This is a genomic window from Stenotrophomonas sp. GD03819 (genome assembly GCF_029841665.1).
Lineage (GTDB): Bacteria > Pseudomonadota > Gammaproteobacteria > Xanthomonadales > Xanthomonadaceae > Stenotrophomonas > Stenotrophomonas geniculata.
This window is the reverse complement of the sequence record NZ_JAOCEW010000048.1, coordinates 1-19,070: the sequence shown is the minus strand read 5'-3', so window position 1 is coordinate 19,070 and position 19,070 is coordinate 1. Positions and strand designations below refer to the sequence as shown.

The window sequence follows — 19,070 nt, the reverse complement described above, 5'->3', positions numbered from 1 at the left end:
TGATCCGTCGACAGGGCATGAGGCCATGAAACGTTCCCGCACCACCGCGCTGCTGCTGATGAGCGCCGCGCCGCTGCTGTTCACCGCCTGCCAGAAGGAGCCGGAGGTGAAGGTGCAGGAAGGCCTGTACACCTCGGTGGAAGCCTGCACCGAGGCCACCGGCGATCCGTCGTCGTGCCGCAATGCCTTCGCCGAAGCGCAGAAGCAGGCCGCCGATGCGGCGCCGAAGTACGCCAGCAAGGAAGCCTGCGAGAAGGACTACAAGCCGGAACAGTGCGTGCAGCAGCACACTTCGGCGGGTACCTCGTTCATCGGCCCGATGATGATGGGCTTCTTCATGTCGCAGATGCTGAGCAACCGCGGCGGCCTCGCCCCGCAGGCGCCGGCGTCGGCACCGGCTTACCAGGACAAGAACGCTGGCTGGGCGCGCCCGGCACCGGGCGGCACCGGTGGCCTGAACACCGCCAGCGGCATCGGTGCCGGCAAGGCTGGCCTGGCGCCGGTCACCAGCGAGCCGAACCGTGCGGTCACTGCCAGCCGTGGTGGCTTCGGCAACACCAGCGCACGCCGCAGCACCAGCGGCAGCTACGGCGGCTGATCGACCCATGCAGCGCATCCGGATTGCCGAGCGTGCCCAGTGGCGGGTACGCGCGGAAGAGGCGGGTTTCCGCTTCCACACCATCGACGGCCAGCCGTACTGGGATGAAAGCGCGTACTACGCCTTCACCCTGCGCCAGATCGAACAGGACATCGAAGACCCCAGCGCCGAGCTGCACCAGATGGCGCTGGACCTGGTGGGCGATGTCATCGCCAGTGAACGGTTGATGGACCAGCTGGCGATTCCGTCGCACTACCGCGACTGGATCGCCGACAGCTGGCGCCAGCGCCAGCCACACCTGTACGGGCGCCTGGACCTGGCCTACGACGGTACCGGCCCGGCCAAGCTGTACGAACTGAACTACGACACGCCGACCTCGCTGTTCGAGGCCAGCTTCTTCCAGTGGCAGTGGCTGGAAGACCAGCGCAACGCCGGTCGCCTGCCGCAGCACGCCGACCAGTTCAATGCGATCCACGAGGCGCTGGTCGAGCGTTTCGGCGAACTGGCTTCACAGCTGCCGCCGCCGCTGTACTTCAGCGCGGTGGGCAGTTCAGAGGAAGACCGTGGCACGGTCGAGTACCTGCGCGACTGCGCCTCGCAGGCCGGCCTGCATGGCCAGGCCATCGCCGTCGAGGACATCGGTCTGTCCGAGGACGGCCGCTTCACCGCGCTGGACGATTCGGTGATCGGCACGCTGTTCAAGCTGTACCCGCTGGAAGACCTGATGGCCGAGGAATTCGGTCGCGCGCTGCCCGGTTCGGGCATGCAGCTGCTGGAACCGGCGTGGAAGGCGGTGCTGAGCAACAAGGGCATCCTGCCGCTGCTGTGGCAGCGCAACGTGGGCCATCCGAACCTGCTGGAAGCGCACTTCGATGACGGCAGCACGCTGGCCTCGGGCTGGGTGCGCAAGCCGCTGTTCTCGCGCGAAGGCGCGAACATCGAGATGCACCTGGCCGATGGCAGCACCCAGCGCAGCGACGGTCCCTATGATGGCCCGGCGATCATCCAGCGCGCGCATCCGCTGACCCGCATCGAAGGCGGCTACCCGCTGATCGGCAGCTGGGTGATCGGTGACCAGGCCTGCGGCATCGGTATCCGCGAGGACGACAGCGCGATCACCCGCGACAGTGCGCGCTTCGTGCCGCACGCGATCGTTGATGAGGCGCCGACGCGGATCTACGTCTGATGACGGTGCGGCGTTGGCCTGGCCGGCATGGGCGTCCCACGCCCGTGCCGGGCCGGCATTTCGATGACGGGCGCAGCCTGCAGGCCTTCGCGGACCGCGTCGCTGTGCGTTGCCATCGCTGCGACACCCCCGGTTGGGTGATCGCCAGCTGGAAACCCTACCGGTGGACGGCGCGATTCCGCTGCACAGGCTGCAGTTCAGCGCTGGACAGTGGTGACTGGGTCGGTGCGGTCTACATCCTGGGCCGCCAACCTTGTGGATTCTGTGGGCATCAGTGGCTGCATGTGCGCCGCCGGGTTCCCGCTGGCGTGCCTGCACCGGCGTCCTTCGCTGCTCGATGTGCGCAATGTGATCGCAGTACCGATGTTTCGGTCGTGGTGCGTCCGTTGCGTGACGCCGAGCCTGCCGATCCGCACTTCGGATTGCCGCTGCGCCTGGTCGAACCTACCCGCGCGGGCCTGCTCTGGGCCTATAACACTGAACATCTGCAGGCACTGCACGAGTATGCGAGCGCGACGTTGCGGGAAAGCCGCGGCCATCACCGATCCATGTTCTCGCGCCTGCCGCAGTGGATGAAGCTGGCCCGCAACCGGGTGTTGCTGCAGCGTGCGGTGGAGCGGTTGCAGCGGCGATTGCTGCAGGGGTAGTGCCGGCCGCTGGCCGGCAATCGCCGTTGGTAGATGCCGACATTGGTCGGCGCTGTGGGTTTCGTGCCAACCAAGGTTGGCACCCACCAGCGCGATCGTTGGTATCAGAGCAATCCTTCGCGCTTCACCGCCAGGTAGCGCTCCACCAGCGCGCCGGGCAGGGCATCGGCGGTCACGTCCAGCACCATCACGTTCTCGCTGCGCAGTGCGTCGTGCGCGTTCGCGCGCTGCTGCAGGTAGAGTGCGGCGGCACCGGCCTGGGTGGCGTCTTCCAGTGTCTGCACTTCGCTGTCCAGCACGCCGTCCAGCTCGCGCTCGCGCAGGCTGGCCACGCATACCAGGTGGCGCCGCTGCAGCAGGCGCACTGCCGCCAGCAGGTCTTCGATGTCCTCGTCGCGCACGTTGCTGACCAGCATCACCAGCGCGCGCCGGCGCTGGCGCAGCGATACCTCGGTGGCCGCAGCCAGGTAGTCGGTGGCCACCGCGCGCGGCTGCAGGTCGTAGCTGGCACGTAGCAGGTGCTCGACCGTGCCCATGCCACGCTGCGGTGCCACCCAGCGGCGTTCACCACCGGCAGCAAACAGGCCGGCGGCGTCACCCTGGCGCAGCGCCAGGTACGCCACCACCAGCGAAGCGTTCAAGGCGTGGTCGAAATGCGAGAGCCCGCCTTCGCTGGCCAGCATGCGCCGCCCACTGTCGAGCATCAGCAGCAGCTGCTGGTTCTTCTCGTCCTGGTACTCACGCGAGACCAGTTTGCGTGCACGCGCGGTGGCCTTCCAGTCGAGCTGGCGCAGGCTGTCGCCGATGCGGTACTCGCGCATCTGGTGGAAGTCGGTGCCCTCACCGCGGCGGCGCTTCACGTGCGCACCGACCAGCCGCGAGGCCTGGTCGGCACTGAACAATGCGAAGCGGGTGAGCGGCACGAAGTTCGGATAGACCCGCACGTCCAGCGCGGGAGCCAGCGTGCGTTGCTGCCACCACAGGCGCCACGGCGAGCGCATGCGCAGGTGCACGCCTTCAAAGCGGAAGTGCCCACGCTGCAGCGGGTGCAGGTGATAGTGCAGGGTGGAGGCGCTGCCGGCCTGCAGGCGCACGCGCTGCGGCAGCGATTCCAGCGGCCAGCCGCCCGGCACCAGGTCGAACACCTGCACCGTCATCGACGTGTCTGCCTGCAGCCGCAGCGCGGCCTCGCGGCGCACGCCCAGTGCCAGCGCTTCGGGCAGTTCGCGTTGCACCTGCGGCGACGGACGCCGCGACTGCCGCCACAGATCCATCAACGCCGGCACGGCAATCGCCAGTGCCGCCAGCGCCCAGCTCCAGCGCGGCAGCAACCCGCCCAGCACCAGGCCACCCAAGGCGGCCCAGGCCAGCAGCAGCGCCAGCAGCAGCGGGGCCGGCCTCATCGGCGCGGCGCTTCCACCTTGGCCAGCAGCGCGCCCAGCACGTCGTCGGCGTCCTGGCCTTCGATCTGCAGTTCCGGGGCCAGCGCGATGCGGTGGCGAAGCGCCGGGCGTGCGATGTCGCGCACATCATCCGGAGTGACGAAATCACGGCCGGCCAGGACCGCCTGCGCGCGCGAAGCACGCACCAGCGCGATGCTGCCACGGGGGCCGGCACCGACCGCGATACCCGGCCACTGCCGGGTGGCGGCAACGATGCGCACCGCGTAGTCGATCACTTCGTCATCGACGGTGATCGCTGCAGTGGCACGCTGCAGTTCCAGCAACTCGCCGGCACCGAGCACGCGCGGCACCTGGCTCAGGTCGAAATCGCTGGCAGCACGACCACTGGTGATCGCGGTCACCATGCGCTTCTCGTCCTCCAGCTGCGGGTAGTCGATCAGCACCTTCAGCAGGAAACGGTCCAGCTGCGCTTCCGGCAGCGGGTAGGTGCCCTCCTGCTCCAGCGGGTTCTGCGTGGCCAGCGCCATGAACGGCGGCGCCAGGGTGAAGGCCTTGCCTTCGATGGTCACCTGGCCTTCCTGCATCACTTCCAGCAGCGCCGACTGGGTCTTGGCCGGTGCACGGTTGATCTCATCGGCCAGCAGCAGATTGGTGAACACCGGGCCGCGGCGGATCTTGAAGCTCTCGCTCTTCGGGTCGTACACCGCGTGGCCGCTGACGTCGCTGGGCATCAGGTCGGGGGTGAACTGCACGCGACCGTAGTCCAGCTCCAGGGCCTGGGCCAGCGCGCGCACCAGCAGCGTCTTGCCCAGCCCGGGCACGCCTTCGATCAGCACGTGGCCGCCGGCCAGCAGGGCCACCAGAATCTGGTCCAGCACATCGGCCTGGCCGATGAAGGCGTGTCCGACGGCGGTGCGGATGGCATCGACGCGTTCGATCAGGCGGGCGTTGGCGGCCGCCGGCAGCTCGGGGACTTCGGTCATAGCAGGGATCTCATCTGGAGCAGCAAGCGGATGCGCTCGCGCAGGGCGGAGGAATCGTGCGGCGGAGGGGGCGTGAGCGCGCTGGCAACGCGGCCTTGAGGCCACTTCAGCAGCTCGGCGATGGCCTGATCGCGTGGCGCACCCTCCAGTGCGGCCGCAACCGGTGCGCGCAGGCGCAGGCGGTGCAGGAACAGGGCGAGTACGGCCTCGTACAGGCGCGTACCGTGGCCGAAACGCAGCAGCAGTTCACCACTGGCACGCACGTGTTCCAGCAGCGAACGGCGTTCCAGTACCGGTGACGGCAGCAGGCTGCCGAAGCGCTGCGAGCGGCCCCACAACCAGCCCAGCAGGGCTAGCAGCAGTGGCGCCCACAGTGGCCAGCCCTGGTAGAACATGCGCGACCACAGCGACGGCGGGCGGCTGGCGTAGATCAGCCAGACCGCACCCTTGCCGTAGTTCGGATCGAGCAGATAGCGGGTCAGGTCGCGGTGCGACGCGTCGTGCAGGCCGTCGCTGGCCTTGCCCCCTGCCGATGCCAGGCGCGCTGCCGGTGAGTCCACCTCGCTGCGCATGAACTCCATGTCGGCCAGCACGCTCACCTTGCCCTGGCCATGGCGCAGGCGCGCAAACACCAGGTCGCGATCCGTGCCCCAGCGACGTTCGGCCTGTGCACTGGCGGCAAAACCCAGGGTGAAGCGGCGGCCTCCACAGAACTCAACGTGACCAGGATCGTCGTCGACATGGAACGGCTGGCAGTCGCTGCGCTGGAACAGGCTGTCCACGCCCAGCTGATCCAGCAGGGGCCCCTGCGTGCTGCCGGCATCGTCCTCGGCCGGTGGCGGCGTCCGCACCAGCAGGTGGCCGCCCCCGTCGACCCAGTCCAGCAGCGCGCTGGCGACGGGCGGCGGCAGTTCGCTGCTGTCCTGCAGCAGCACCACCGTGTCCTGCGGCCCCAGCGTCATTTGCCGCAGTTCCAGCCGTGGCCGCGAGTGCACGTCAATGCCGTCGGCGCGCAGGGCCTGGCCGAGCACGTACAGCGGGTTGTAGCCAGCTTCGCCCTGCGGCGGCAGCTGCACGGTCTCGGTCACCCGCTCATGCGTGCGCAGGTAAAGGATCGTCAGCGGTACACCGAACAGCACCACTGCACCGAGCAGCAGCGACCAGAACAGGCGCGGGCTCATGCCTGCCACCCGTACTGCTGGCGCAGCGTATCGGCCAATGCATCGAAATCGGCGCGGCTGGGCAGGCGGCCACCGTAGGCGGCGTACTGCCACATGCGCACGATGCGCGCGAACAGGTCACGGTCGCTGGCCTCGGGCATGCGCCGCGACGCGCGCAGGCATTGCGCTTCGGTGGCACCGGGTGGAAGCGCGATACCGCTGCGCTCGCCCACCGTGCGCACGCTGGCGCGGTACAGAAGGGCCAGCGCCTGCCGCGGCCGGCCCTGGTCCCAGAGCAGGCCGGCCTGGGTGGCCACGTCCGGCGGCAGCACCACCGGCAACTCCACCTGTTCCTCCACCACCGGCGGTGCGGCCTCGGCCTTGCGTCGGCCACTGCCCCGCAGCCACGGCAGCCACAGCCGTGCGGTCAGCAGCAGCACCAGCAGCAGGACGCCGAGCAGCCCCCACAGGCCCCATTCGGCCAGCCGCGCCAGCCAGGCGATGCCGTCCTTGCGCGCTTTGCGTTCACCGTTGCTGTTGGTGTCACGCTGCAGCTGCTTGTCTTCCTTCTTCTCTTCCTCGGCCTGTTCGATCGGCTTCCAGCGGGTGACCTGGTGGGTCGGGCGCTGCAGCGGGTCTTCATAGGCGCGGTTCACTGCCTGACGGAAACCGGCGGTGTCCACCGGCGTACCGCCGAAGATCATTGCCGGGGTGTTGGCCGGGTCGATGGTCGGTGCTTCGTCGCTTTCCTCGGCGTCGATGCCACGGTCGTTGGGCTTGCCCATGGCGCGTTCGGGCTCGGCGTCTGTGTCCTGCGCATGCACCGGTGCGGAGACCAGCGGCAGTGCCAGGCACAGCAGCAGGGCCAGCGTCGATGCCGCCGGCAGTAGCCGCTCGCGCAGGCGGCGCAGGGCGATCTCCACATCCCAGGCTTCCATCTGCGTGCGCCGGTTCAAGTACAGGCCAAAGCCCGCACCGACGAAGAACGGGCCGATCAGCACCGAGGCCAGCCAGCACGCCAGGTTGAAGCCCAGCCGTGCCCATGCGGGTGTGTCCTGGCCGATCATGTCCCATGCGGCGCGCCATGATTCGGACATCAGCTCCAGTGGCATGAACATGAACACCGCACCGATCGCGCCGGACACCAGCACGGCTTCGAACGCCATGCAGGTCACGGTCAGTACCAGTGCCGCGCCCACTGCGCCGGCTGCCACTGCACGACGACGTGGGCCGCGCTGGCCCGGTGTGTTGCCTTCCAGCAGGTTCACCGGCAGGCACAGGCTGCGCAGCACGCTGAAACGACGCCAACCCAGGTAGCCCCAGAAGCCGCTGTTGCCCCAGTGACGTTGCGCACGCAGCGCGGCCAGCGTGCCGACTGGTTCACCGAAGATGCCGCGCGACAGCACATACAGCGGCGCACGTTCGAACAGCGGTTTGCACCACCACATCGCCAGCCAGGCCCAGCCGAAGGCATCCAGCCACCAGCCCAGCGCGTTGAAGATCACGAACAGCGGTGCACTGGCCAGCAGCCAGCTGCCCCACAGCGCGCGCGCGTGACGGCGGGACAGCGCGGTGCCCAGCTCCATCGCTTCCCAGCCACTGCGGGCACGCAGCGCCACGTCCAGGTGGTCAATGCGCATGGCCAGCTCCACGTCCGCCGCGCCACAGCCACAGCAGCACGCCGGCCCACAACACACCGGCCACGCTGAACTTGCCCCATGCAGGTACTTCGGCGATCGATGACCAGAAGGCTTCGATGAAGGCGGCCACCAACAGCATGAAGGCGACGCCGAGGCACAGCCGCGCGCCGATGCGGCCGCCGTCGACCAGTGCGTCCAGGCGGCTGCGCCGGCCCGGCGCCAGCAGCTTCATGCCCAGCTGCAGGCCGGCACCGCCAGCGATCACGATCGCAGTCAGCTCGAAGGCGCCGTGGCCGACCACGAAGCGCCAGAACGGGTCGCCATGGCCGATGTGCTGCAGGTGGCCGGCCACTGAACCGATGATCACGCCGTTGAACAGCAGCACCAGCAGCGTGCCCAGCCCGGCCAGCAGTCCGCTGGCGAAGGTGCGCAGGGCGATGCTGATGTTGTTCATGATGTAGTGGCCGAACATCATCCAGTCGGTGCCGCTGTCACGCCCCAGGCGCTCGGCGGCGGGATCGTACATGCGCTCCATCTCTGCGATCTGGCGGTTGTCCATCAGCATGTGGATCAGGTCCGGATAGACCTGCACCAGCACGAAGCAGGCCACCGCCGGCAGCGCGAACATCGCCAGCGCTACCCACATGCTGCGCGCCTGGCTGCGCACCAGCAGCGGGAAGTCGGCCACCAGGAACTCCAGGGCACCCCGCCAACGTGTCGGCGGCGTGCGGTACAGCACGCTGTGGCCGTGCTGCATCAGCTGCTGCAGGCGCTGCACCAGCTGCGGGCTGTAGCCGCGCTCGCGGGCCAGCGCCAGCTGCTGGCACAGCCGCCGGTAGCGCTGCGGGAAGGTCGTGTCGTCCAGTGCCAGGCCGCTGGCCTTGCGGCGCGTGCGGCGTGAGGCGCCGGCACGCAGCAGCAGCCACTGCTCCAGGTCCTGCCATTCCCGCTGGTAGCGGGCGACGAACTGCTCCTGTTTCATCGCCGCCCCAGCAGCCAGTTGGCCATCGCATACAGGCGCAGAACGCCGACCTGGCCGTGGGTGCCGGTCAGCGGCTCGGCAATACCGGCCAGCTCCTGCTGGCGCGCCGCCGACAAGCGTGGCGCGCGCTCGGCGAAGGCCATCAGCGCGGCCTGTTCCTCTGGTCGCAGGGGCTGCGGCGGGGCCAGCACGCTGTCGATGGTCGGCGGCGGTGGCAGGTACAGCGCGGGTGCATGCACCACCACGGTGCCGGCCACCAGGTCGCCCAGGCGGCGGCCATGCGGATCGAACAGGCTGCTGATCAGGCCCAGCGCATAGCCGAAGGGCAACATGTCCACCGTGCGCAGCAGGTTTCGGGTGATCGCCGCCATCCAGCCTACCGGCGCGCCATCGCGGGACAGCACGCGCAGCCCCAGCGCACGCTTGCCCAGGGTGCGTCCCCACGCTGCTTCGCAGACGATCGGGTAGGCCCAGTAGACCAGGAACATCAGCACCAGGTAGAGGCCGGAGCCGAACTTGTCCAGCAGCGCCAGCGGAATGGACACCAACACCAGTGCCGCGATGCGCACGCCGAGATCGACCAGCCAGGCCATCGCCCGCGGTACCGGGCCGGCGGCAGGCAACTGCAGCGGCACACCCTCTGGCGTCACCACCTCGCGGTAGGTATCGAGCATCGGTGCGGCCATCAGCGCGATGGCCTTCGTTGTGGGCGCCGGAGTCCTCTCCGGCAGGCAGCCACAGGCATGGGGGTCTCGACAGGTCCTGGTCGGGCCCAGACTTTAGCAGAGCCGCGTGGCGGCGTTGGCTGCTCAGCCCCGGTATTCGTCCTTCAACCGCACGTAGTGGTCGGCCGAATAGTGCAGCGACTCGATCTCCTTGTCGCTCAGCGTGCGCGCCGGCCGGGCCGGGTTGCCGACCCACAGCTCGCCTTCGCCCACCACCTTGCCCGGGCCGACCACCGCACCGGCGCCGACGAAGCCATGGCGCTCCACGCGGGCGCCGTCGAGGATGCAGGCGCCCATGCCGATCAGGCTGTAATCGCCGATCGTGCAGGCGTGGATGATGCAGCCGTGGCCGACGGTCACGCCTTCGCCGATCAGGGTCGGGTAGCCGGCCTTGTTGTACGGGCTGTGGTGGCTGACATGGATGATGGTGCCGTCCTGCACGTTGGTGCGCGCACCGATGCGCACGTAGTTGACATCGCCGCGGATGACCGTGCCCGGCCACACCGACACGTCGTCGGCCAGCTCCACGTCACCGATGACGGTGCAGGCCGGGTCGATGTACACGCGCTCGCCGAGGACGGGCATCTTGTCGCGGAAGGGGCGCAGCGGGTTCATCGAAGTCTCCGGAAATCAGGGCGTTCGCGACGATGATACGCGTGCGAACGCTGGGGGAGGTACCGCCCTGGGGCCGCGCGGATACACAGTAGATTCACGCCATGCGTGGATGGTGATCTCGGTGCCGACCAAGGTCGGCAGCTACCAGAAACGGGTGCAACCGCTCAGGACGGCGCGTGCTCGGCCAGCATCTGCCGGAACAGCGCGTCCAGCCAGGCGCTGTCGCCCTGGCCAGCAGGCAGCCGTGGGGCCTGCTCGGCGCGGGCGGCTAGTTCACGATCGATGAAATCGCTGATCGCCGCGATGCGTGGTCCGGCACTGAACTCGGCACTGGCGCGTTTCACGGCCAGCAGGGCATCGATGGCTTCACGCACCGGGCCAAGCGGCAGCAGCCGGTCCAGCAGATCCTCGAAGGCCATCGGCGGGGGTGTCTGTTCGTGTTCGATCCACTGGCAGGCTAGCAGTGGGCGCAGCACGTACAGGTATTTCTTCGTGCGTACCGTTTCGCCACGCAGGTAACCGCGATGGTTCGAGCGCGCCATGTTGAAGTAGTGCCACCACGTTCCCAGTGGTGAATAGAACGACTCAGCTGCCTTCCACAACTGCGACATCGCAGCGTGATCCTGCTGGTAGATGATCGGCGAACGCAGCCATTCGATCAGTGTCGGATTGGATTTTGAGACCAGCCGCAGTGCCTTGCGCAGGTCCCAGCCGCTGACATCGAGCTCATCGTCGATCGGCAGTTCGATCACATCGCGCTGCGCTTCGCCGGGACCGGTGCTCTCGTTGACGCTGAGATACCACGGCTGGCGATGCACGTAGATGAAGCGCGCGTCGTAGTCACTGTCCGGCGAGGAAAAGCCCCAGCCGCGGCTGCCCGACTCGCAGGCCAGCAGCACGCGTACGTCGTAGCGTTGTTCGATGTCGGCCAGGGTCGAAAGGATGGCGGCGCGCTTGTCCGGCGCGATCGGGTGGATGTCGTCCATGCAGTCGTGATTCGTTGATGTCGAGCGTTCTCGACTGTAGCGCAGGTCTGCATCGCTGCGCTCGCCGGGCATGGCCCGGCGCTACCAGGGGGTGACGTTCGTCGACGAGGCATGACGGGGTAGCGCCGGGCCAAGCCCGGCGAACGCGATCACGGCTCGTAGCTGTAGCCCATGCCGTACACCGAACGGATCGGCTCGCCTTCCATGCCGGCGTCGGCCAGCTTGCGGCGCAGGTTGCGCACATGGCTGTCGACGGTGCGGTCGACCACCACGCGATGGTCCAGGTACAGCCGGTCGAGCAGTTCATCGCGCGCCCAGATCCGGCCTGGCGTGGCCAGCAGCGTGCGCAGCAGGCGGTATTCCACCGGCGTCAGGTCCAGGCCCTTGCCGTTCCAGGTGGCGCGTGCGGCCGGCTCGTCGATGTGCAGGCCGCCGTTGGCGCGCGCACCGGGGTCTGGGCGGTAGCGGCGCAGCACCGCCATTACCCGAGCGACCACTTCGCGCGGACTGAACGGCTTGCAGATGTAGTCGTCGGCACCGATCTCCAGGCCCAGCAGGCGGTCGATCTCTTCCACCCGTGCGGTGACCATGATGACCGGCACATCGCTGCTGGCGCGCAGTTCGCGGCACAGGTCCACGCCGTCGCGCTGCGGCAGCATCAGGTCCAGCAGCACCAGATCGGGCTGGTAGCGCGCGAACGCGTCGATCACCTGGCCACCGTCGTCCACCCACTCGCTGGCCATGCCGGCAGCGGCCAGGTAGTCGCGCAGTACCGAGGCCAGGCGTGGCTCGTCCTCGACGATCAGGATCTTCGCGGACGTGGCGGGCGACGTGCTCATGCAGGCTCCGGCAGGGTGATGACCACGCGCAGCCCGCCCAGTGGCGAAGGCTCGGCGTGGATGACGCCGTGGTGGGCGAGGATGATGTTGTGGCTGATAGCCAGGCCCAGCCCGCTGCCACCACTGGCACGATTGCGCGAACTCTCCACGCGGTAGAAGCGTTCGAACAACAGCGCGCACTTGTCGGCCGGCACGCCCGGCGCGGTGTCTTCCACGATCAGCTGCACGCCGGCAGGTACGTGCGCTGCCTGCACGAGTACGCGGCCACCGGCGTGGGTGTAGCGCAGTGCATTCTCCAGCAGGTTGGCCAGCACCTGCTGCAGGCGCCGTTCGTCACCGGACACCTGCAACGGCATGGCGGGCAGATCTTCCTCCAGCGCCAGGCCTGCATTGGCGAAGCGCACGCGCATGCCGTTGAGTTCGCTGCGCAGCAGTGCCGCCAAGTCCAGTGGCGCGAAGCGGTACGCCAGGCCGCCAGACTGGGTCATCGACAAGTCGTGCAGGTCGTCGATCAGCTTGCCCAGCTGGCGGATCTCGCCCTGCAGGCCCACCAGGTTGGCGCGGTCCAGCGGACGGATGCCATCTTCGATCGCCTCCAGCTCGGCGCGCACCACCGCCAATGGCGTGCGCAGCTCATGCGAGATGTCGGCGATGAAGGCGCGGCGGTTGCGCTCGGTATCGTCCAGCGCCTGCGCCATCCGGTTGAAGTCGTTGACCAGTGCGTCCAGCTCATCGTCGCTGGTGCGCTCGATGCGGGTGGCGTAGTCACCGGCCGCCAGCCGGTGCGTGGCCGCGGCCAGCTTGGCCAGGCGCTGGCGCAGCGCCCGCGATACCAGCCAGGCCAGCGGTACCGTCACCAGCAGTAGGGCGATGCCGATCACCCACCAGGCGCGCACCTGGGTGTTGTAGAAATTCAGGTCGTTGGTGGCGATGACGGTCTGGAACGGCACCATGCCCAGCCAACCTACGGTCTGCCCGTCCACCTGCACCGCATGCGGCTCGTCATCGCTGGTGGCGTCGGGGTTGCCGGCCACGAAGTGGTGCTGCGCATCGAACAGGCCCAGACGCGACGGCACGCCGGTCTGGTCGGACAGCGGCGGCACCGGTCCTTCGTGCCCATGGGCCAGATCCGGGCGCAGCAACCGCGCCCAGCGGTCGCCATCACCATGCAGATGTCCCCAGCCACCGTGCTCGCGGTACTCGCGCTGCAGGTGGGGCATCAGCCGCTGCATGCGCAGGTCGCCCTGGTCGTTGAGGTAGTCCAGGAATCCGGTCTGGAAGGCCACGCGGCTGGCAATACCGTTCACTGCCAGCACCAGCAGGCAGGCGGTGAAGATCGCGAGGAAGGTCTTCGCGGTCAGGCCGAATTTGAGTCGAATCTTCGCCATCGCGGAGGCCATTAGCGGCGCATGCGGCGCCGAAAGCAAGCGCCAGCTGAGCCGGTCGCACAATCTCCATATTCTCTGCACAGTTCCACGGCAGCGTGCACGGGTCAACGCAAGGCCCCCCCCACGCCCCCCATGTCACTCCTGCGCCCGCTGTCCTGTTCCCCGCGTCCCCTGCTGCTGCCCCTGCTGTTGGCCCTGGCGGCCTGTTCGGCGGGCAGGACTGAAGCACCGGCCATGCCCGAAGTGGGCGTCATCACGGCCAGCGCGCAGCCGCTGGCACTACAGCAGACGCTGCCCGGCCGCGCCGTGCCGTTCGAGATCTCCGAGGTGCGGCCGCAGATCGGCGGCCTGATCCGCCAGCGGTTGTTCACCGAAGGCCAGCAGGTCAAGGCGGGGCAGCTGCTGTACCAGGTCGATCCGGCGCCATACCAGGCGGCCTTCGATACCGCCCGCGGGCAGCTGGCGCAGGCCGAGGCCACCGTGTTGTCGGCACAGCCGAAGGCCGAGCGCACCCGCGCGCTGGTGAGCATGGATGCGGCCAGCAAGCAGGATGCCGACGACGCCACCTCGGCGCTGAAGCAGGCGCAGGCCAACGTGATTGCCGCGCGCGCTGCATTGCAGGCCGCCCGCATCAACCTCGACTACACCCGGGTGACCGCGCCCATCGACGGTCGCATCGGCACCTCCAGCGTGACCGCTGGTGCGCTGGTCGCGGCCGGGCAGGACGCCGCGCTGACCACCATCCAGCGGCTGGACCCGGTGTACCTGGATGCCACCCAGTCCAGCACGCAGATGCTGGCACTGCGCAAGCAGCTCGAGGCCGGCCTGGTGAAGGCCATCGATGGCAAGGCACAGGTGAAGGTGCTGTTGGAGGACGGCAGCACCTATGCGCACGAAGGCACGCTGGAGTTCGTCGGCAGCGCGGTCGATCCGGGTACCGGCAATGTGGTGCTGCGTGCGGTCATCCCGAACCCGGACGGCCTGTTGCTGCCCGGCATGTACCTGAAGGCGGTGCTGCCGATGGCTACCGACGCGCGCGCGCTGCTGGTGCCGCAGAAGGCGGTGACGCGCAACGAACGCGGCGAGCCGCTGCTGCGCCTGCTCGACGCCAAGGATCATGTGGTCGAGCGCCGGGTCAGCACCGGCCAGGTGGTCGGCAACCAGTGGCAGATCACCGATGGTCTCAAGACCGGCGAACGGGTGATCGTCAGCAACGGCAGTGCGGTATCACTGGGCCAGCAGGTGAAGGCGGTGGCGGCCACGACGGCGCAGCTGGCGGCGATGCCGGCGATCGACCCGAACGGCAACACCGACGAAAAGTCGCACTGAGGCCTGCCGCGCATGGTTCGTTTCTTCATCGACCGGCCGATCTTCGCCTGGGTGATCGCCATTGCGGTCAGCCTGCTCGGCCTGCTTGCGATCCTGATCCTGCCGGTGGACCGCTACCCGCAGATCGCCCCGCCCACCATCACCATCCGTGCCACCTACACCGGTGCCTCGTCGCAGACCGTGGAAAATGCGGTCACCCAGGTCATCGAGCAGTCGCAGCAGAGCCTCGATCACCTGATGTACATGACCTCGACCAGTGCCTCCGACGGCTCGGCGCAGGTCAACCTGGTGTTCGCCACCGGCACCAATCCGGACACCGCGCAGGTGCAGGTGCAGAACCAGCTGCAGGCGGCCATGGCCACGCTGCCGCAGGCGGTGCAGCAGAACGGCCTGACCATCACCAAGTCCAGTGGTTCGATCTTCGAGGTGCTGTCGTTCACCAGCGAAGACGGCAGCATGGACAACTTCGATGTCGCCAACTTCATGGAAGCGCGCATCGATGACCAGATCAGCCGCGTCAGCGGTGTCGGCAACATCCAGCCGATCGGCCAGGAGTACGCCATGCGCATCTGGCTGGACCCGGAGAAGATGCGCCAGTACGCGCTGATGCCGTCAGACATCGAGACCGCGCTGCAGGCACAGAACACCGACGTCTCGGCCGGTGAACTCGGCGGCCAGCCGGCGCTGAAGGGCCAGCAGCTCGACGCCACGGTGACCGCGCGCAGCCGCCTGCACACGCCCGAACAGTTCGCGCAGGTGGTGCTGAAGGCCGATGCCAACGGCAGCGTGGTGCATCTGGGTGAGGTGGCGAAGATCTGCCTGGGCCCGGAGAGCTACGACAGCATCAGCACCTTCAACGGCAAGCCGTCTGCATCGCTGGGTATCGAACTCAATGCCGGTGCCAACGCCATCGCCGTGTCCAAGGCCATCGATGCACGGCTTCAGCAGCTGCAGAAGTACTGGCCGCATGGCTACACCGCCCACGTGGCGTTCACCACCACGCCGTTCGTGACCATCTCGCTGAAGGAAGTGGTGATCACCCTGATCGAGGCGATCATCCTGGTGGTGCTGGTGATGTACCTGTTCCTGCAGAACTGGCGCGCCACCCTGATCCCGACCATCGCAGTGCCGGTGGTGCTGCTGGGCACGTTCGGCGTGCTGGCCGCGTTCGGTTATTCGATCAACACGCTGACCATGTTCGCGCTGGTATTGGCCATCGGCCTGCTGGTGGACGATGCCATCGTGGTGGTGGAGAACGTGGAACGGGTGATGACCTTCGAAGGGCTGGCGCCGAAGCCGGCGACGCTGAAGGCGATGGGCCAGATTACCGGCGCGCTGGTCGGCATCGTGCTGGTGCTGACCGCGGTGTTCCTGCCGATGGCGTTCTTCAGCGGTGTCACCGGCGTGATCTATCGCCAGTTCTCGGTGACGATCGCTGCTGCGATGATCCTGTCGGTGCTGGTGGCGATGACCATCACCCCGGCGCTGTGCGGCAGCATCCTTCACCAGATTCCCAAGGGCGGCCATCCGCATGGCGACCACGCTGGCGAGCCGAGCCTGCTGGGCAAGTTCTTCATCTGGTTCAACCACCGCTTCGAGCGCACCTCCAACGGCCTGCGTCGTCGGGTGGATGGCTTCCTCGGTCGGCGCACGCTCGGCGTAGTGTTCTACCTGGTGCTGAGCGTGGTCACCGGCCTGCTGCTGTGGCACCTGCCCGGCGCGTTCCTGCCCGACGAGGACCAGGGCATGCTCAACGCGCTGGTGAAGCTGCCGGCCGGCGCCACGCTGGAACAGACCCGTGCTGTGATGGATCGCCTCAGTGCCGCCGCAGTAAAAGACGACAGCGTGCTGTCGATCCAGGCCACCGCCGGCTTCAGCGTGACCGGCAGCGGCCAGAATGTCGGCCAGGCCTTCATCCGCCTGAAGGACTGGGATGACCGCAAGGATGATGCCGATACCATCGCCGCACGGTTGACCAAGGCCATGGCCAGCGTGCCCGATGCGCAGGTGTTCATCACCTCGCCGCCGGCCATCCTCGGCCTGGGTGATGCGGGCGGATTCACCCTGGAACTGCAGGACGAAGGCGGTGCCGGCCATGCCGCCGCCGTGGCTGCACGCAACACACTGCTGAAGGAAGCTGCCAAGGATCCGAAGCTGGTCAACGTGCGCTATGCCAGCCTGGAAGATGCACCGGTGTATGCGGTCAAGGTGGACGACGCCAAGGCGCAGGCGATGTGCGTGAATCCGCAGGACATCAATGACACCTTGAACGCGGCGCTGGGCGGCGACTTCGTCAACAACTTCATCTACAAGGGCCGCATCAAGAAGGTGTTCATCCAAGGCGCTGCCGAAGCACGCATGCAGCCGCAGGACATCGAGCGCTGGAGCGTGCGCAACCAGGCTGGGCAGATGGTGCCGCTGTCATCGCTGGTCAGCGCGCACTGGTCCAGCGCACCGGCCGCGCTGCAGCGCTACAACGGCATCTCGGCGATGGAGATCACCGGCCAGCCGGCGCCGGGCGTCAGCTCCGGCGAGGCGATGGCTGAGATCGCGCGCCTGGCCGATACGCTGCCGGAAGGCTTCAGCCACGCGTGGTCGGACATGGCCTACCAGGAACAGCTGTCGGGCAACCAGGCGCCGATGCTGTACGCCATCTCGCTGCTGTTCGTGTTCCTGTGCCTGGCCGCGCTGTATGAAAGCTGGGCGGTGCCGTTCGCGGTGATGCTGGCGGTGCCGGTAGGCGTGTTCGGTGCGGTGCTGATGATGAACCTGCGCGGCCTCAACAACGACGTGTACTTCCAGGTCGGCCTGTTGACCACGATTGGCCTGGCGGCCAAGAACGGCATCCTGATCGTCGAGTTCGCGCGCATCCTCGAACAGCAGGGCAAGAGCACCCGCGAGGCGATCCTGCAGGCGGTCTACCTGCGGCTGCGGCCGATCGTGATGACCTCGCTGGCCTTCCTGATGGGCGTGCTGCCGCTGGTGTTCGCCACCGGTGCCGGTTCAGCCGCGCGCCGATCGCTGGGTACCGGCGTGGCCGGCGGCACGGTCGCCTCGATGGTGCTGGGCATGTTCTTCGTGCCGTTGTTCTACCTGTTGGTTCGCCGCATGTTCCCGGGCCGCGCACCGACCGAAGCCACTGTCCCGGAGGCACACCCATGAAGCCGATGCTGCTGCGCGCCCTGGCGGCCGCGACGATGACCACCGTGCTCGGTGGCTGCGTGAGCATGGCGCCGCATTACCAGCGGCCCGGGGCACCGGTGCCGGTGCAGTTCGGCAATGCGGCCACCGGCGAGGCTGATCCTGCGCCGGCGATGCCGGCATGGCGTGAGGTGTTCCTGGAACCACGCCTGCAGCAGGTGATCGCGCTGGCGCTGCAGAACAACCGCGACCTGCGCGTGGCCGTGCTGCAGGTGGAGAAGGAGCGGGCGCAGTACCGCATCCAGCGTGCGGCGCTGCTGCCGTCGGTGGATGCCAGCGGCAGCGTCACCCGTTCGCGGGTCAGTGACGCCAACAGTGAGACCGGGGCCACCCAGGTGACCGAGTCCGACGCGCTGCAGGTCGGCATCAGCAGCTGGGAGCTGGACCTGTTCGGGCGCATCCGCAGCCTGAAGAGCGAAGCCCTGCAGAACTGGCTGGCCAGTGCCGAGAACCAGCGTGCGGCGCGCACCAGCCTGGTCGCCGAAGTGGCGACGGCGTGGCTGGCGATGGCCGCCGATGGGCAGTCGCTGGCATTCACGCAACAGACCCTGGACAGCCAGCAGCAGACCCTGCAGCGCACCGAGGCCCGCCATGCGCAGGGGCTGGCCTCGGGGCTGGACCTGTCGCAGGTGCAGACCAGCGTGGAAGCCGCGCGCGGCGCGCTGGCCAAGCTGCAGACGCAGCAGGCGCAGGATCGCGATGCATTGCAGCTGTTGGTGGGGGCGCCGCTGGATCCGGCCCTGCTGCCGACCGCGCAGGCGCTGGAGGGCAGCGTGGCACTGGCGCCGTTGCCGGCCGACCTGCCCTCAAGCGTGCTGCTGCAGCGCCCGGACGTGTTGTCCGCCGAACACGCGCTGCAGGCGGCCAATGCCGATATAGGCGCCGCGCGCGCCGCGTTCTTCCCGACGCTGACATTGACTGCCAACTACGGCCACAGCTCCACCGCGTTGTCGACGCTGTTCTCGGCTGGTACCCGTGGCTGGTCGTTCGCGCCCAGTATCACCGCTCCGATCTTCCATGCCGGCGCACTGAAGGCGTCGCTGGATGCCTCGAAGATCGGCAAGGACATCGGCATCGCGCAGTACGAGAAGGCGATCCAGCAGGCTTTCAGCGAAGTGGCCGATGCGCTGGCCAGGCGTGATCACCTGACCGCGCAGATGGACGCGCAACGCGCGCTGGTCGCTGCCAGCCAGCGCAGCTACACGCTGGCCGATGCGCGTTACCGCACCGGGCTGGACGGCTACCTGCAGTCGCTGGACGCACAGCGCAACCTGTATGCCGCGCAGCAGGACCTGATCGCGTTGCAGCAGCAGGAGGCGGGCAACCGGGTGACCTTGTTCAAGGTGCTGGGTGGTGGCGCGGACGCGCGGTAACGCGAACTGCTTTGG

The 19,070-nt window shown here is 68.1% G+C and carries 16 protein-coding genes; 6 read left to right on the top strand and 10 right to left on the bottom strand.

Annotated elements, in window-relative coordinates; all coding sequences use genetic code 11:
- The first annotated feature begins 25 nt into the window (after window positions 1–25).
- From N5D45_RS20585 to N5D45_RS20575, 3 genes are read left to right on the top strand one after another with little or no spacing between them, the layout of a single operon-like run.
- The gene (locus N5D45_RS20585) at window positions 26–598 is read left to right on the top strand and encodes a DUF1190 domain-containing protein (RefSeq protein WP_005420172.1); all 573 of its coding nucleotides are present in this window, start codon (window positions 26–28) and stop codon (window positions 596–598) included.
- A gap of 7 nt (window positions 599–605) precedes the next feature.
- On the top strand, window positions 606–1,784 hold the full coding sequence (locus N5D45_RS20580; protein WP_197656718.1) for a glutathionylspermidine synthase family protein: 1,179 nt from the start codon (window positions 606–608) through the stop codon (window positions 1,782–1,784).
- The gene (locus N5D45_RS20575; RefSeq protein WP_197656717.1) at window positions 1,784–2,431 is read left to right on the top strand and encodes a hypothetical protein; all 648 of its coding nucleotides are present in this window, start codon (window positions 1,784–1,786) and stop codon (window positions 2,429–2,431) included. The genes N5D45_RS20580 and N5D45_RS20575 overlap by 1 nt, the downstream gene beginning before the upstream one ends.
- Before the next feature lie 104 nt (window positions 2,432–2,535).
- Here the strand turns inward: N5D45_RS20575 and N5D45_RS20570 are convergent, their stop codons facing one another.
- The 10 genes from N5D45_RS20570 to baeS all read right to left on the bottom strand — a co-directional run bounded on the left by N5D45_RS20570 (window position 2,536) and on the right by baeS (window position 13,164).
- Entirely contained in the window at window positions 2,536–3,834 is a 1,299-nt protein-coding gene (locus N5D45_RS20570; RefSeq protein WP_197656716.1) for a DUF58 domain-containing protein, read from the bottom strand.
- Complete coding sequence (locus N5D45_RS20565; protein ID WP_014648782.1) at window positions 3,831–4,817, bottom strand: MoxR family ATPase; 987 nt, start codon at window positions 4,815–4,817, stop codon at window positions 3,831–3,833. The genes N5D45_RS20570 and N5D45_RS20565 overlap by 4 nt, the downstream gene beginning before the upstream one ends.
- A complete protein-coding gene (locus N5D45_RS20560; RefSeq protein ID WP_164191643.1) occupies window positions 4,814–5,998 on the bottom strand; it encodes a DUF4350 domain-containing protein in 1,185 nt (394 codons plus the stop codon). Before N5D45_RS20560 ends, N5D45_RS20565 begins: the two co-directional genes overlap by 4 nt.
- Window positions 5,995–7,617, bottom strand: a complete 1,623-nt coding sequence (locus tag N5D45_RS20555; RefSeq protein ID WP_197656715.1) for a DUF4129 domain-containing protein — start codon at window positions 7,615–7,617, stop codon at window positions 5,995–5,997. Before N5D45_RS20555 ends, N5D45_RS20560 begins: the two co-directional genes overlap by 4 nt.
- Window positions 7,607–8,599, bottom strand: a complete 993-nt coding sequence (locus N5D45_RS20550) for a stage II sporulation protein M (RefSeq protein ID WP_057502370.1) — start codon at window positions 8,597–8,599, stop codon at window positions 7,607–7,609. The genes N5D45_RS20555 and N5D45_RS20550 overlap by 11 nt, the downstream gene beginning before the upstream one ends.
- Entirely contained in the window at window positions 8,596–9,285 is a 690-nt protein-coding gene (locus N5D45_RS20545) for an RDD family protein (RefSeq protein ID WP_197656713.1), read from the bottom strand. Before N5D45_RS20545 ends, N5D45_RS20550 begins: the two co-directional genes overlap by 4 nt.
- A gap of 123 nt (window positions 9,286–9,408) precedes the next feature.
- Entirely contained in the window at window positions 9,409–9,939 is a 531-nt protein-coding gene (locus tag N5D45_RS20540) for a gamma carbonic anhydrase family protein (RefSeq protein ID WP_010482194.1), read from the bottom strand.
- 164 nt (window positions 9,940–10,103) lie between these two features.
- Window positions 10,104–10,925 (bottom strand): nucleotidyltransferase domain-containing protein, encoded by an 822-nt coding sequence (locus tag N5D45_RS20535; protein ID WP_197656712.1) that lies wholly within the window; start codon window positions 10,923–10,925, stop codon window positions 10,104–10,106.
- Between the two features lie 149 nt (window positions 10,926–11,074).
- On the bottom strand, window positions 11,075–11,764 hold the full coding sequence (locus tag N5D45_RS20530) for a response regulator (RefSeq protein WP_019337017.1): 690 nt from the start codon (window positions 11,762–11,764) through the stop codon (window positions 11,075–11,077).
- Window positions 11,761–13,164 carry a sensor histidine kinase efflux regulator BaeS gene (gene baeS, locus N5D45_RS20525; RefSeq protein WP_279939531.1) on the bottom strand — a complete coding sequence of 468 codons (1,404 nt, stop codon included), beginning with the start codon at window positions 13,162–13,164 and terminating at the stop codon, window positions 11,761–11,763. The genes N5D45_RS20530 and baeS overlap by 4 nt, the downstream gene beginning before the upstream one ends.
- A 120-nt stretch (window positions 13,165–13,284) precedes the next feature.
- Between baeS and smeA the strand changes: the two genes are divergently transcribed.
- The 3 genes from smeA to smeC are packed head-to-tail and all read left to right on the top strand — an operon-like array spanning window position 13,285 to window position 19,055.
- The gene (smeA, locus tag N5D45_RS20520) at window positions 13,285–14,481 is read left to right on the top strand and encodes a multidrug efflux RND transporter periplasmic adaptor subunit SmeA (RefSeq protein ID WP_279939530.1); all 1,197 of its coding nucleotides are present in this window, start codon (window positions 13,285–13,287) and stop codon (window positions 14,479–14,481) included.
- A 12-nt stretch (window positions 14,482–14,493) separates the two neighbouring features.
- Entirely contained in the window at window positions 14,494–17,643 is a 3,150-nt protein-coding gene (gene smeB / locus N5D45_RS20515) for a multidrug efflux RND transporter permease subunit SmeB (protein ID WP_197656709.1), read from the top strand.
- Window positions 17,640–19,055 carry a multidrug efflux transporter outer membrane subunit SmeC gene (smeC, locus tag N5D45_RS20510; protein WP_197656708.1) on the top strand — a complete coding sequence of 472 codons (1,416 nt, stop codon included), beginning with the start codon at window positions 17,640–17,642 and terminating at the stop codon, window positions 19,053–19,055. The genes smeB and smeC overlap by 4 nt, the downstream gene beginning before the upstream one ends.
- Window positions 19,056–19,070: the final 15 nt, after the last annotated feature.